This is a genomic window from Desulfobulbus sp., assembly GCF_031547805.1.
In the GTDB taxonomy this organism is placed as follows: Bacteria; Desulfobacterota; Desulfobulbia; order Desulfobulbales; family Desulfobulbaceae; genus Desulfobulbus.
Genome location: NZ_JAVBRQ010000036.1, coordinates 1 through 13,369, shown reverse-complemented (window position 1 = coordinate 13,369; position 13,369 = coordinate 1). Strand labels below are relative to the sequence as shown.

The window sequence follows — 13,369 nt, the reverse complement described above, 5'->3', positions numbered from 1 at the left end:
GATTCTTGATTGTCGCCGTGTGGAAACACGAGGCCGAGCAAGGCGCCGTTTGCCCTCCGAGTCCGAAGTACCACACCATCGACAGGCCATGCATCTGCCCAAACCGCACAAGATTCAAACCAAATTCCTCTCCGGCCTGATGCTGGCGGTGCTGTTTTTCGGGATCGCCTTTTCCCTCGGTTTTTATATGCACATGCGCAACGTCCTGGAGGAAGAGGTGCGGGACAAGGCCAAGCTGATTCTCAATCACGTGGATGCGGTTCAGCACTATGTGCGCGATGTGCTGCGTCCGGCCATGTACGAGCGGCTGCCGACCAAGTTCGTCATCCAGGCGATGTCTTCGTCCTACATTTCGCGCCAGATCATGGCCTCGATCAATGCCCCCCAGGACGGCACCATTTTTCGTCGGGTGGCGATCGGGGCCCGCAATCCCGATTACGAGGCCAACGACCAGGAACGCGAGCTGATCAGCCGTTTTCGCGCCAACCCCAAACTGGATTTATGGCAGGGCTACCGAACCATTCGCGGCGAGCAATACTATCTGATGGTGCGTCCGGTCCGGTTCGACGAAAGCTGCATGTACTGCCACGGCCAGGTCAAGGACGCGCCGACCGAGTTGATCGATCTGTACGGCGAACGCGGTTTCGGCAAGCATCCCGGCGACGTGGCCGGGGTCGATTTCGTCGGTATCTCGGTGCATGGCAGCGTCGGTCGGGTGAAGCAGACCATTTTTAATTATTTCGCCTTCTTCGCTCTGGCGGTCCTGCTGGTTTTCTTCAGCGCCAACCTGTTGTTCAAGGTTCTGGTGGTCAACAACCTCAAGCGGCTCAACACCGTGTTCCGCCGCAACGTCACCGATGCCGAGGGCTCGGCCCTGCTGCGCCGGCTGGAGCAGGGCGACGAGATCGAGGAGCTGGTGGACGGCATGGAGCAGATGGGCGAGCACCTGTTCGAGGCGCGACGCCAGCTGCAGAATTACGCCGAAAACCTGCGCCTGATGGTGGCGGAGCGCACCGATGCCCTGAGCAGCGAGGTGGAGGCGCGGCGGGCCGATGTCCGGCTTTTTGTCCGCCTGCTCGAGGACATGTACAAAAGCCGTTCCCGGGCCGAGTTGTGGCATCTTTCCCTGCCCAGGATCTGCGAGCGGTTCGCGGCCGAGCAGATTGCCTATGTCTGCACCATGGCCTCTCAGAGTTCCTTTATCTGGCCGGAGGAGAAATCCTTGCCCCAACTGCCCGGCAATTATGTCGAAGTGCTGACCGGCAGTACCTGCGTGGCCATGGACCGGCGCCTGTTCGTGCCGGTGGAATCGAGCACCGGCAATGCCGAGGGCCTGCTCATCCTTCAGTGGCACAACGAGGACGAGGCGGCGCGCCACGACCGGGACGTGCTTTTGGCCCTGGGCCGGCAGTTGGGCATCGCCGCCGAAAACCTGACCGCCATCGACAGCCTCTTTCGCCAGATGAACATCCTGGCCACGATCGTGGAGGGCATTTCCGACCCCTTGGCGCTGATGGACAACAACTGTGCCGTGCTCACCGCCAACCAGGCCGCCCGAACCCTGACCCAGGAACTGACCGGCGGCGAGCGTACCGACGGCAACATCCTGGCCCTGTTCGGCGAGTTCGACGCCGGTCATTGCTCCCTGCCGGACACCATCGGCCGAGGAGTGCCGGAACTGCGCGAAGTCAGCCTCGAGGGAGGGCGCACGTTCTCTTTATCGCTGTACCCGATCCGGGGGCGCGAGGGCACGGCCGAGCAGGCGGTGGTGTACCTCCGGGAAACCACCATGGAAAAGCGGATGCAAATGCAGGTCTGGCAATCGGAGCGCATGGCCACGGTGGGCAAGCTGACCGCCGGCCTGGCCCATGAGATCAATAATCCTCTGGGAGTGATCCTCTGCTATGCCGGCCTGTTGCGGCAAGCCATCACCGATGGGCAGCAGATCGCCGATTTGGAGATCATCGAGCGCCATACCCGCCAGGCCCAGCGGGTGTTGCAGGACCTGCTCAATTTTGCCCGGCCCAAGGCCGCCGGCTCGGGCGTTGCCGATGCCTGCGCGGTGGCTTCGGCCATTGCCGAGGTCTTTTCGGTACAGGCGATGAAGAAGGGGGTGCGCGTCAGCCTGGTCTGTGCCGAACGGCCGCTGATGGTCCGCATCGGGGTCGGCGAACTGGAGCAGGTGCTCAGCAATTTGGTGATCAACGGGCTCGATGCCGTGGCCGAACGGACCGGGATCGTCCGGATCCGCGTCGGCCCGGTGCGCACCGACACGGTCGGGATCGAGGTCGAGGACAACGGCCCCGGCGTGACCGCCGAGCACGAGGCCCACATTTTCGACCCCTTCTTCTCCACCAAGGAGATCGGGGCCGGCAGCGGTCTGGGCCTGACCGTGGTTTACGGCATGGTCACCGATGTCGACGGCACGGTCGAGGTCGGCCGTTCGCCCGATCTGGGCGGGGCGCGGTTTTCGGTGATGCTGCCGCGGGTATCCGACCAAGTTCCCCTTGATCCGGCCACTGCCTCGGAGGAAGCGGCATGAACGAGTTGAGCGCACCGGCCGCCCACGATCCGGCGGAGCAGATCGGCATCGTCATTGTCGACGACGAGCAGGATTTCGTCCATGGCCTGGTGCGGCTGGTGGCCGGCCATTTTCGTGAGGCCCGGGTCGAGGCCGCCCACAGCGGCAAGGAGGCCCTGCACCTGCTGGCCCGCGGCCCGGTGCAGCTGATGATCACCGATTTGCGCATGCCGGAGATGAGCGGCATGCAACTGCTGGCAACGGCTCTCGGGCTCCAGCCCGATCTCAGCGTGGTGGTGCTGAGCGCCTACGGCACCATCGAGACGGCGGTGGAGGCGCTGCGCACCGGGGCCTACGATTTCCTCACCAAACCCATCGAACCGGAGCAGCTTTTCCGGGTGGTGGCCAAGGGGCTGGAACGGAGCCGGCTGCTGGCGGAAAACAACCGATTGCGCCAGATCGTCCTGCGCCAGGAGAGCCAGGAAGAGTTGATCGGCGAGGGCGCGGCCATGCGCAGGCTGCGGCAGACCGTGGCCGCGGTGGCCCAGTCGGATTACCCGGTGCTGATCAGGGGCGAATCCGGCACCGGCAAGGAGCTGGTGGCCCGACTGATCCACCGCATCGGGACCAGGGCGGCCCGCCCGTTTCTGGCGGTCAACTGTCCCTCCATCCCGGAAAACCTGCTGGAGAGCGAGTTGTTCGGCCATGTCCGGGGCGCCTTCACCGGCGCGGACCGGGACCACAAGGGGCTTTTTTCGGTGGCCCACACCGGCTCCATCCATCTGGACGAGATCGGCGACATCAGCCCGGCGGTGCAGATCAAGCTGCTGCGCTGCCTGCAAAACGGGGAAATCCGGCCGGTGGGCGCCAACAGCAACCAAACCGTGGATGTGCGGATCATCTCCTCCACCAACCGGGACCTGGAGGCCAGCCTGGAGCACAAGACCTTTCGCGAGGATCTCTACTATCGCCTCAACGTCCTGACCGTCCTGCTGCCGCCCCTGCGGGAGCGGGTCGAGGATATCCCCTTGCTGGCCCGCCATTTCCTGCGCCGGACCTGTGCGGAGATGGGACTGCCCGCTAAGGAACTGACCCCGGAGGTGCTGCAGTGGATGTCGGCCTGCGACTGGCCGGGCAATGTGCGGGAATTGCAAAACTTCATCCGCAGGATGGCGGTGTTCTGTACCGGCGAGCGGATGGACCTGGCCCTGGTGGACACCGTGCTCGGGGGGGCGAGGCGGCTGGCCGCCCGGCACAACCGTTCCGCCGGATCGACAGGCGCGCCGATGGCCTATAAGGAGGCCAAGGCCGAGGTGGTCAACGCCTTTACCGTCGAATATGTCCGCGACCTGTTGACCAAAACCAAGGGGAACGTTTCCGAGGCCGCCCGCATTTCCGGGCTGTCGCGGGTGGCGGTGCAGAAGATCCTGGCGCGGTTGGGGGAGCAGGCGGCCGTTTTTCGGGTCAAGGGCCAGTAATTTTTTTCTTGGCGGAGGCCGCCGTGGCTGCCGCCGACATGGGAGCAAGAGGAAGAACCCGTGGAATCGCAGCCGGTTTCACGAGCTTGTCATTCACCAAAAAAAGGAGGCTTTATGGCACAAGAAGTTGCACAAGGCAAACAGGAAGGAGGAGGGGGCTGGATCAGCGAGGATTGGCTGGCGCTGATTCTGGGTCTCGTCATTTTCGGCCTCAGCCTGGGTTCGTTCAAAGGAACGGATCTCCTGGGCTGGGGAGCGAAAGCAGGGGTTTGGGTCGATCCGGCCAAGGCGATCAGCACCGTGTCTTCCAAGTACAAGGGAGTGGAAGGGGAGATCACCAAGATCGACGGCCAGAAACTGACCCTGAAAACCAAGGACGGCAAGGACGCGACCGTGACCGTCGAAGGCGATGCCTCCACCCTGCAGGTGGGGCAGCAGTACAAGAAGGCGGGCATGTCGCCCATCGTGTCGGTGGTGCTGACCTATGTGTTCGCCCTGGTGGTCATGACCCTGGGCGCGATCGCCCTGGGCGCCAACGTGCCGAAATTCATGTTCGGTTTCACCCTGGCCTTCTGGCTCAGCTACCTCTGCTGGTTCATGGGGCACTGGGGCTACATCGCCGCCACCAAGGAGCAGGCCGCCAAGTTCGGCATTCCCTGGGCCCTGAGCATGAGCGGTGAGTTCGGCTTCATTCTCGCCCTGATGCTCGGCCTGATCATCGGCAATCTGTTCCCAGGGCTGGCCAACTCGATGAAAGAGGCGGCCCGGCCGGAACTGTACATCAAAACCGGTATCGTCATCATGGGCGCCGGCCTGGGCATCAAGGCCGCCGAGTCCTTCGGCTTGGCCTCGAACATCATGTTCCGGGGGTTCTGCGCCATTGTCGAGGCCTACCTCATTTATTGGGCCGTGGTCTACTACATTGCCCGCAAGTATTTCAAGTTCAGCCGCGAATGGTCGGCTCCGCTGGCTTCCGGCATCTCGATCTGCGGCGTGTCCGCTTCCATCGCCACCGGTGGCGCCATCCGGGCCCGGCCCATCGTGCCGATCATGGTGTCCTCGCTGGTGGTCATCTTCGTGGCCATTGAAATGGTGATCCTGCCGTTTCTGGCCAAATTCTTCCTCTGGACCGAGCCATTGGTCGCCGGTGCCTGGATGGGCTTGGCGGTGAAATCCGACGGCGGCGCCATTGCCAGCGGCGCCATCACCGACGCCCTGATCCGGGCCCAGGCCCTGGATGCCGCCGGCATCAACTACGCCGAGGGCTGGATCACCATGACCGCCACCACGGTCAAGATGTTCATCGATATCTTCATCGGGGTCTGGGCATTTTTGCTGGCCTACATCTGGGTGGCCAAGATCGACGTCAAACCGGGCCAGAAAGTGAATGCCGGCGAAATCTGGCACCGTTTCCCCAAATTCGTCATCGGCTACGTGCTCACCTTCGTCATCCTGGTGGTCATGTGCTGGCCGGCGGCCAAGGTCATGGGACCGGCCGACAAGGAACTGGCCGAGTTGAAGGCTTCGGTCACCTCGATCGAGACCAAGATGAAGACCACCACCGATGCGGCGGCGCTGGCCGGTTTGAAGAAGGAGCTCGATGGCGTCAAGGCCCAGCAGAAAGAGGTCAACGACAAGATCAAGGAACCCAAGAGTTTCCTGAGCCAGGCCAAGTCCTCCAGCGGCCAGGGCGATGTCTTCAGGGGCCTGTTCTTCCTGCTCTGCTTCTTCACCATCGGGTTGGTGTCCAACTTCAAGAAGCTGATGCAGGAGGGCCTGGGCAAGTTGGCCGCGGTTTATTGCATCAGCCTGTTCGGTTTCATCATCTGGGTCGGCTTGTTCATCTCATGGCTCTTTTTCCACGGCGTCAAGCCGCCCACCATTTAGTACGGAGGTCAGACAATGGAACAACAACAGCAACCGAAAGTCGCTGATGAAATCAAGAAAATGGAATACGAACCCCTGCTGCCCGCCGAATTGTCCCTGATTCGGTGGTCCATCGGCATCGGGGTCGGCTCCCTGTTCATCCTTTATTGGTTGAGCCAGTGGCTCTTTCCGGGCGGCCACTGATCCGGCCGGATCATCTAAGACCGCGAGGCTGAGATTCGCATCATAGCCAAGGCCTTGCGATACTCATCGAGGCGCTGTTCCCATTGGGGCAGCGCCTCGACGTCTTCCTGCCAGGCCGCCAATTCCTTGGCGGCGATAACAAGGCGTCCCGCCGCCGCGGCTTCGGCCGCTTCCGCATAATCCATCTTGTAGCGTTGCCGCCGCTCCGCCAGCGTTGCCCGGATTTTTTTGACCACATGTTGGTGATGGTTCAGCTCACGGTTGATGGAGATTTCGTATTCGTCGGTATGCATTGTTTTTTTCCTGGTTGTACAGCGGAATGAATCGAAAAAACGTGTGGAGCATGGCGGATCAGGCCAGCAGCACCAATCCGGCCATGAGCCCCATGGCGGGCGGTTCGCCCTCCTCGGTTTGGGAATCGATGCGGGCAAAGGGCCATCCCGCCCGGTCGGCCAATGCTGCAAAGTCGATCCCCACGGCGGAAATCGAGGGCCGGGCCAGATCCGGATGGCAACAGGGGCCGGAGCCGTCCAGCACCGCACAGGCTGGCGCATCGGTGCAGAACAGCTCCTTGCAGGAACCGGCGGCCATGCCGCGGGCCCGGACAAAACCAAATTTCTGTGCGGCCCGTTCCAGGCTGGCGGCGATCCGGTGGATGGAACGAGCAACGGGCAGCCGATTGTCGTTCAGCAAATCCGCGGCCGGGACATCGATCTTGAACACCGCGACCCGGGAAAACCCGGCGAGCCTGGCCCGAAAATCGGCGGGCGCGGGGGCATGGGGCGGGCATCCCGGCGCCAGGCCATAGCTGGGGCAGCGGTGCGGGGCCGCACACATGGTCGCGTACCGGTCCTCGACCACCAGGGCCTCGACCGGCAGCAGCACCGCGTCCGTCGCGCCCAGGGCGATGGCCAGGGCGAGCAGCTGCGGTGGACCGGAGGTTTCGCTTGCCGAGAATGGGGGCAGGGGAGGGGCGGGGCTATGATGTGTCTTCATTGGCAATGGTTGTCGGTGCGGCATGATGCGTGTTCAAAAAAAGCTGCGCTGCTTGGCGCGTGGAGGCGGAGCATCCATGGCCGGGCGGGCATTGCTCAAAAAATCCCGAAATCCAGCCCCGCGGCCAAGGTTTGGCCCAGCTCGGCCACGGCCTTGCAATCCTGTGGCGTGGGCGTCCCGACCACCCGGACGTGCTCCAGCACCTTGCGCCATTTGTACCCGGCCGCAATCCGTTCGATCTGGGCGATGGCGCCACGGCCGTCGTTGCCGGCGCAAACCAGGAGCACAAACGGCAGGCCCACGGTCTTTTCCTGGGCCGCTTCAAAGGTGCGGTCAAAGAAATCCTTGATCATCCCGGCCATGGTGCCGAAATACTCGGGAGAGCCGATGGCAATGGCATGGCAGCGCAGCAGGTCGTCGAGTTGGGTTTGGTGTGCGCGCTTGAGAGTGACCTCGACCCCGGTCTCCATGGCCGCACCTTGGGCGAAACACTGCGCCAGTTGCGCCATGGTGCCACTTTGTGAGTGGTACACCACCAGGATGTTCTTCTTGCTCGCCCGATGCACCGGCACAGTCGCGGCCTACATCCCCGCCAGAGCAACGTACTTGATTTCCAGATATTCCTCCAATCCTTCGCGGGCGCCTTCGCGGCCCAGGCCCGATTGCTTGATGCCGCCGAACGGCGCCACCTCGGTGGAAAGAAGGCCGCTGTTGACGCAGACCATGCCGGCCTCGATGGCCGCTGCCACCCGGAGCACCCGACCGATATCGCGGGCGTAGAAATAGGCGGCCAAGCCGAATTCGCTGGCATTGGCCATGTCGATCGCCTCCTGGTCGGTGCGGAAGCAAAAGAGCGGCGCCACCGGTCCGAAGGTCTCTTCGCGGGCCACCAGCATCTGTTGATTGACATCGACCAGGATGGTCGGTTCGAAGAAAAGACCGCCACGGGCGTGGACATTGCCGCCCACCAGCAGCCGCGCCCCTCCGGCCAGGGCGTCGGCGATGTGTTCCTTGACCTTGACCAGGGCCTGGGGTTCGATCAGCGGGCCGATCGCCACTTCCGGCTCGGTGCCCGCGCCCACCTTCATGGCCCTGACCTTGGCCGCCAGTTTTTCGGCAAAGGTGTCGTATACGCCCTCCTGGACATAGATCCGGTTGGCGCACACGCAAGTTTGGCCTGCATTGCGGTATTTCGAGGCCAGGGCGCCATCCACCGCCGCGTCCAGATCGGCATCGTCAAAGACGATGAACGGCGCGTTGCCGCCCAGTTCCAGCGAAAGTTTTTTCACCGTACCGGCCGATTGCCGCATCAAAAGCCGTCCGACCTCGGTGGAGCCGGTGAACGACAGCTTGCGCACCAGCGGGCTTTCACACAGGATGCGTCCGATCTCGGGCGCGCGGGGGCCGTCGCAGGGGATGACGTTGAACACCCCCGGCGGCATCCCGGCCTGTTCGGCCAGGGCGGCCAGGGCCAGGGCGGTAAGCGGCGTGGCTTCGGCGGGTTTGCAGACCACGGTGCAGCCGGCGGCCAGGGCCGGCGCCACCTTGCGGGTGATCATGGCCAGGGGGAAGTTCCAGGGGGTGATGGCGGCGCAGACGCCGATGGGCTGCTTGATGGTCAGCAACATGCGGTCGTCCTGGTTGCTTGGAATCACCGCGCCATAGGCGCGCCTGGCCTCCTCGGCGAACCATTCCACAAAGGAGGCGCCATAGCTGACCTCGCCCCGGGACTCGGTTAGCGGCTTGCCTTGCTCGGCGGTGATCAGGTTGGCCAAATCCTCGCCATGGCTTAAGATCAGCTCGAACCAGCGTTTGAGCACAGCGGCCCGGGCCTTGGCTGTCAGGTTGCGCCAGGCCGGCCAAGCGGCGGCGGCTGCCGCTGTTGCCGCCTCGGCTTCGACCGCGCCCATATCGGCCACTTCGGCGATCAGGGCGGCGGTGGCGGGGTTGGTGACCGGGAACACTTTGCGGTCGCTGGCGGCAATCCAATTTCCATTGATGTAGCCCCGGTTTTTCAGCAAGGTTGGATCGGTGAGCGGAACGGCCATGGCAGCATCTCCTGATTGTTTGTCGATTCCATCGGGCCACCGGAAAAGTCCGGCCCTTGTCGTACCTTCGGACAAATGTAACCAGTGGTGCGGACAAGGTAAACAGCGGCAAGCGGTGTTCTGATTGTATTCCCTGTCAGCAAAGGAATGTCAAAGCCGATCATGGTCGTTTGCCCATCCAGCTTCCGTTTCGGTACGCGACGAACTGTTCGTCTTGCGGATTGCTTTCAAAAAGGCGGGACGAAGGATAAGGAATCACACGCCTCGCGTCCATTGGGTCTCGCGGTGGACTGCGCGGTTTACACCGGTTATACGCCATCGACACAATGCGCGTTTATCAGCCCGTTGAAACTGCAAGGTGATGGTCTATCCCCAGGCTGGTTTGGTTAGTTTGGTTTGGCGCGCCGGACCGAGATGACAGTTGACAAAATCAGGCCTTTTTCAACGGGCTGTTATCCATTGTCCAGGTCGCTGGCTACCCGGAACGAGCGAAAAGCGCACAACGATCACCCAGGGCAAGAATGGGCGGCTGCATCTGTCCGTACCTGTCGCAAGAAAGGTGCTTGACAAAGCCGGAGAGATATTTTAGATAGGGCCATTCTTTCCGGCCCCATCGTCTAGTGGCCTAGGACACCGGCCTCTCACGCCGGTAACAGGGGTTCGAGTCCCCTTGGGGTCACCACATCCAAATTATTAGATATTTTTCTGATAATTAGTCGCATAAAGCCCTCTTGGAACGCACGTTCCAGGAGGGCTTTTTCCGTTTTCGCCCTCAGCCTGGCTGCTTGAACGCATTGCCCAGCGCCCGCAAAACGAAAGGCCCTCTTGGAGCGTCCACGTTCCAGGAGGGCCTTTTTGTTTTATTTGGCGCTGGCCCTGCCCCTGATCGGAGACACGGCCGGCAAGGTATTCATCGAGCCCGGAGGATTCATGGGCTGAGTCATTAAGCCGTAGAAAACAAAAAGGCCGTAGGTGCTCGCAACACCGACGGCCTTCCTGAAGTCTTGAGACTTCTGCAAACAACTTTCAGTAAGTTGGATGCAGATTAACCGAAAAAAAACGGTGTGTCAAGAAGATGAGGAAGTTTTTTGTTTTCTCCGGCCCGGAGGAACAGGAACAAAATGCAAACTATTTCAGTGAGTTGCAGCGGGAGCCAATTCGTCAAAATCGAGCTTTGTCTCAAAAAAATGTTCGCGGCAATGAAGAGATCATCGGGCCGCAAAAAGTATTCCGAAGACATGCGAGACCTTTTCATCTTCATGCTCAAATGCACGAGTGGACGTGATTTTACCTATGTCACTCTCAAAAGGATGGAAGAAGAATTAGGGGTGCATACCCGCACTGTTGAGCGATGGCTGAAAAAATTTATTGAAGATGGATGGATAACCAAGGGGGCGAAGTTTGTTGATGGATATATGCGCAGTGGCTTCTTCCTGTTGGCCCATTCGTCACTGCTGAACATTTTGGTAAGAATTAAAGGAATTACATGGAGAAAGCACGATGAAGAACAAGAAGCAGAAACAATTGATATTTGGGAATCCAGAAAAAAAATATTTGAAGATTTCAGAGGACTTGATCTGCAAGGACATGAGTGGCGACGAGAAATTGATGCATGTCGTCCTGCTGATGTGTGCAGAAAAAAAGACGAAAATTCATCCATCCCAACAGGAGATGGTGAAATCTTGGGAACAGGAGTTCGGCCGGACAGTGAACGAGATCAGGAGAGATCTTCAGGGATTGGAAAAGGTGGGTTTGATCAGGCTTTCGAGGGACAGGAAAACGATTCATTTCCTGGAGGGAGATGCGCCACCTCTGGCCATATCTAGGATGATTTAACCCGGCAAGTTGTCGGCAACATGCCGGAGCTCCTAACTATAAGGAGTGATTTTTATATAAATTCCCCCCTTCCCCCCTCGATGACTCGACTGGATGAGGTCGATTCGGATGCCGCTTGCGCGGCAGGGAGAGAGAGGAAGGAAATCGAGAAAGAATTTTTCGAGGAAGACGAGGCGGACAATCACCCGGCCTGGCGTGAAGCCCGGAAGGAACTGATTCGAAAAAATCCTCGTTTCATGGGGTTGCTGCACCAGTTCACCGGCCGGATGACCGATTCCGGGCTGGCCGTGGAAGGTCCGAACGTGATCGTCACCAACCTGATCGAACGGGAACTGAGCCGGGAAATCGGCGAAGTCCTAGAGGGTTTGGGCATTTCATCTTTCACTTTTGGCATCCAAGCGCCGGAGCTTCGAGAAAAGCGGGAGCGAGCCGCTTTGCAACGAGAGCAACGGCAGCAGAAAGAATTGGAGCGCCGGCAAGCGACAGCTGTGGACAGATCGGCGGCGGTTGAAGCGAAGCATTTGAGCAATCTTACCCCGGAGCAGCAATTTGCGGCATTGGTAGCGGCCTATCCGCGCAAGAGCGTCTATGGCGAATATTTTGCCAGGAATACCTTCATCCGCTTGTTTCGTCGCGGATGTCTTCCTGACATGGCGAGTCTTTTGCGGATACTCAACCAGCATAAAACTTCAGTCGATTGGAACCGGGATGGCGGCCGCTGGATTCCCGGCCTCAATAAATGGCTGAGGGCACAACCATGGATATCCAGTGAACGACAATACACAGAAACCACGTGGTTATGCACGGGTGGAATTCATTAAAAATATTGAAGAAATAAAGAAGATGCTCATTGATGGGCACTCAATTTCTTCTGTCTATCATTCATTGTTCGATGCGGGAAAGATAACCATGCCATACCGGACGTTTTACAGCATAGTTCGTCCCGATGTGATCATCCGTCATAGAGAGAAGAAAAGACAGAGGAAAGAATGATGAAGGGGAAAGGGTATGTTGAATCTCAAGTTTCGGAGTTGGCATGGCCGAGGGGAAATTGACAGTCAACCCATTGAAATAATGTCATTTTAACGTGAAAAGCCTTTTGCTTCCTGATACATTGGATTTGCGAAAATACCTAATGATATCAAAAAGAAAAGGCTCAGATGAACCATACTCAATGCCACCGGGAGCAACAAGAGGCAAAACGACTGCACAACCGGATTTCTTCCTTTCTGGAGGATTTCAAAGTCGGCACCCTTTTGAGTGGCAGCGGCATTCGCAAAGTGCGAGGAGCAAAACCGCTGGCGGTGTTCACCGCCATCTTCTCCTTGCCGTTTTGCGGGGTCAACTTTTCCCGAGGCATTGTCAACAATCCGGAGTTGGATTTTCGTAAGGACGCCGCCTACGAATTCTTGAAAAATCCCCGGTATAACTGGCGGAAATTTCTGCTGAGCCTGGTGACGGTGGTGGTTCGATTCATGGACGTGCTGACCAGCGAGCGGCGCGAGAAGGTATTGATCGTCGACGACAGTACCTATGACCGTTCCCGATCCAAGAAGGTTGAGTTGCTCGCCTGGGTGCATGACCACAACGCCAATCGGAGTGTGAAGGGATTCAAGCTCATGACTCTGGGCTGGTCGGATGGCGTGAGCTTCCTGCCGCTTGACTTCATCCTCTGTTCCTCGGCCAAAGCGAGCAAGCGCTTGCAAGGGATCAGGAAGGAGGTGGACAAGCGGTGTTGCGGCTACAAACGCAGACTGGAGGCCATGGTCAAATCCACCGAGCACCTGGAAGCCATGGTGAAACGAGTGCTGGCCCTAGGCATCCGGGCCGACTATCTCCTGATGGATAGCTGGTTCGCTTTTCCAGCCCTCCTCGCCGCCTTGGGCAAACATCTGCCGGTGATTTGCATGGGCAAGGACATGCCCAAGGTCTTCTACCGGCATCAAGGGCAATGGCTGAGATTGGGCCGGCTCTTCGACAAGTTGAAAAAACGGCCGGGCAAGGCCAGGATTCTGGCCAGCGTGGTGGTGGCAACCAAGAAAGAACAGAAGGTCAAGATCGTCTTTGTCCGCCACCGCCACAAACGCCAGTGGCTGGCCATTCTCTCGACCAAGATCGACCTTGCCGACGAGGAAATTGTCCGGATCTACGGCAAGCGATGGGATATCGAGGTGTTCTTCAGGATGATGAAACACTACCTCAACCTCGAGCGGGAGGCGCAACTGCGTGATTTTGACGGTATCATCGGCCATATCACCCTTGTCATGAGTCGCTATGTCTTTCTGGCTTTCGAGCAACGCTGTCATGACGATCCCCGTACCCTTGGCTCGCTCTTTTACGCCTGCAGTGAAGAGCAGCAGGATTTGAACCTGGCCGAAGCCATGCAACGGCTGCTCAGCCTCGCCCTGGATAAAGTCAGA

The 13,369-nt window shown here is 59.5% G+C and carries 12 protein-coding genes and 1 tRNA gene; 9 read left to right on the top strand and 4 right to left on the bottom strand.

Annotated elements, in window-relative coordinates; translation table 11 throughout:
* The first annotated feature begins 88 nt into the window (after nucleotides 1-88).
* The 4 genes from RMR13_RS13185 (at nucleotide 89) to RMR13_RS13170 (ending at nucleotide 6,069) form a co-directional block, all read left to right on the top strand.
* Nucleotides 89-2,542 (top strand): DUF3365 domain-containing protein, encoded by a 2,454-nt coding sequence (locus RMR13_RS13185; RefSeq protein ID WP_310601088.1) that lies wholly within the window; start codon nucleotides 89-91, stop codon nucleotides 2,540-2,542.
* Nucleotides 2,539-3,999: a sigma-54 dependent transcriptional regulator gene (locus tag RMR13_RS13180; RefSeq protein WP_310601087.1), complete on the top strand. Its 1,461-nt coding sequence runs from the start codon at nucleotides 2,539-2,541 to the stop codon at nucleotides 3,997-3,999. Before RMR13_RS13185 ends, RMR13_RS13180 begins: the two co-directional genes overlap by 4 nt.
* 114 nt (nucleotides 4,000-4,113) lie before the next feature.
* Nucleotides 4,114-5,886, top strand: a complete 1,773-nt coding sequence (locus tag RMR13_RS13175; protein WP_310601086.1) for a putative sulfate exporter family transporter — start codon at nucleotides 4,114-4,116, stop codon at nucleotides 5,884-5,886.
* 15 nt (nucleotides 5,887-5,901) lie between these two features.
* The gene (locus tag RMR13_RS13170; protein WP_310601085.1) at nucleotides 5,902-6,069 is read left to right on the top strand and encodes a hypothetical protein; all 168 of its coding nucleotides are present in this window, start codon (nucleotides 5,902-5,904) and stop codon (nucleotides 6,067-6,069) included.
* 14 nt (nucleotides 6,070-6,083) lie between these two features.
* Here RMR13_RS13170 and RMR13_RS13165 read toward each other — a convergent pair whose 3' ends face one another.
* The 4 genes from RMR13_RS13165 to RMR13_RS13150 all read right to left on the bottom strand — a co-directional run bounded on the left by RMR13_RS13165 (nucleotide 6,084) and on the right by RMR13_RS13150 (nucleotide 9,113).
* Nucleotides 6,084-6,362 (bottom strand): hypothetical protein, encoded by a 279-nt coding sequence (locus RMR13_RS13165; protein ID WP_310601084.1) that lies wholly within the window; start codon nucleotides 6,360-6,362, stop codon nucleotides 6,084-6,086.
* Between the two features lie 58 nt (nucleotides 6,363-6,420).
* Nucleotides 6,421-7,065, bottom strand: coding sequence for a DUF2284 domain-containing protein (locus tag RMR13_RS13160; protein WP_310601083.1), 645 nt, complete (start codon nucleotides 7,063-7,065; stop codon nucleotides 6,421-6,423).
* A 95-nt stretch (nucleotides 7,066-7,160) separates the two neighbouring features.
* Nucleotides 7,161-7,637: an NAD(P)H-dependent oxidoreductase gene (locus RMR13_RS13155; protein WP_310601082.1), complete on the bottom strand. Its 477-nt coding sequence runs from the start codon at nucleotides 7,635-7,637 to the stop codon at nucleotides 7,161-7,163.
* Nucleotides 7,638-7,646: 9 nt separating this feature from the next.
* Entirely contained in the window at nucleotides 7,647-9,113 is a 1,467-nt protein-coding gene (locus RMR13_RS13150; protein ID WP_310601081.1) for an NAD-dependent succinate-semialdehyde dehydrogenase, read from the bottom strand.
* A gap of 606 nt (nucleotides 9,114-9,719) precedes the next feature.
* Between RMR13_RS13150 and RMR13_RS13145 the strand changes: the two genes are divergently transcribed.
* From RMR13_RS13145 to RMR13_RS13130, 5 genes are all read left to right on the top strand, one after another.
* Nucleotides 9,720-9,795: transfer RNA gene (locus RMR13_RS13145), tRNA-Glu, on the top strand.
* Nucleotides 9,796-10,234: 439 nt separating this feature from the next.
* Complete coding sequence (locus tag RMR13_RS13140; protein WP_310601080.1) at nucleotides 10,235-10,939, top strand: hypothetical protein; 705 nt, start codon at nucleotides 10,235-10,237, stop codon at nucleotides 10,937-10,939.
* Between the two features lie 90 nt (nucleotides 10,940-11,029).
* Entirely contained in the window at nucleotides 11,030-11,770 is a 741-nt protein-coding gene (locus tag RMR13_RS13135) for a hypothetical protein (RefSeq protein ID WP_310601079.1), read from the top strand.
* Entirely contained in the window at nucleotides 11,718-11,942 is a 225-nt protein-coding gene (locus RMR13_RS15405) for a TraK family protein (RefSeq protein WP_409070298.1), read from the top strand. The genes RMR13_RS13135 and RMR13_RS15405 overlap by 53 nt, the downstream gene beginning before the upstream one ends.
* Before the next feature lie 167 nt (nucleotides 11,943-12,109).
* On the top strand, nucleotides 12,110-13,369 hold a 1,260-nt coding region (locus tag RMR13_RS13130), incomplete at its 3' end, for a transposase (protein WP_310601078.1).

Bases quoted from the DNA above. Each gene is read 5' to 3' on its own strand.
- RMR13_RS13135 (WP_310601079.1), top strand. From the start codon at position 11,030: ATGACTCGACTGGATGAGGTCGATTCGGATGCCGCTTGCGCGGCAGGG.
- RMR13_RS13180 (WP_310601087.1), top strand. From the start codon at position 2,539: ATGAACGAGTTGAGCGCACCGGCCGCCCACGATCCGGCGGAGCAGATC.
- RMR13_RS13170 (WP_310601085.1), top strand. From the start codon at position 5,902: ATGGAACAACAACAGCAACCGAAAGTCGCTGATGAAATCAAGAAAATG.
- RMR13_RS13165 (WP_310601084.1), bottom strand. From the start codon at position 6,362: ATGCATACCGACGAATACGAAATCTCCATCAACCGTGAGCTGAACCAT.
- RMR13_RS13175 (WP_310601086.1), top strand. From the start codon at position 4,114: ATGGCACAAGAAGTTGCACAAGGCAAACAGGAAGGAGGAGGGGGCTGG.
- RMR13_RS13160 (WP_310601083.1), bottom strand. From the start codon at position 7,065: ATGAAGACACATCATAGCCCCGCCCCTCCCCTGCCCCCATTCTCGGCA.
- RMR13_RS13185 (WP_310601088.1), top strand. From the start codon at position 89: ATGCATCTGCCCAAACCGCACAAGATTCAAACCAAATTCCTCTCCGGC.
- RMR13_RS13140 (WP_310601080.1), top strand. From the start codon at position 10,235: ATGCAAACTATTTCAGTGAGTTGCAGCGGGAGCCAATTCGTCAAAATC.
- RMR13_RS13150 (WP_310601081.1), bottom strand. From the start codon at position 9,113: ATGGCCGTTCCGCTCACCGATCCAACCTTGCTGAAAAACCGGGGCTAC.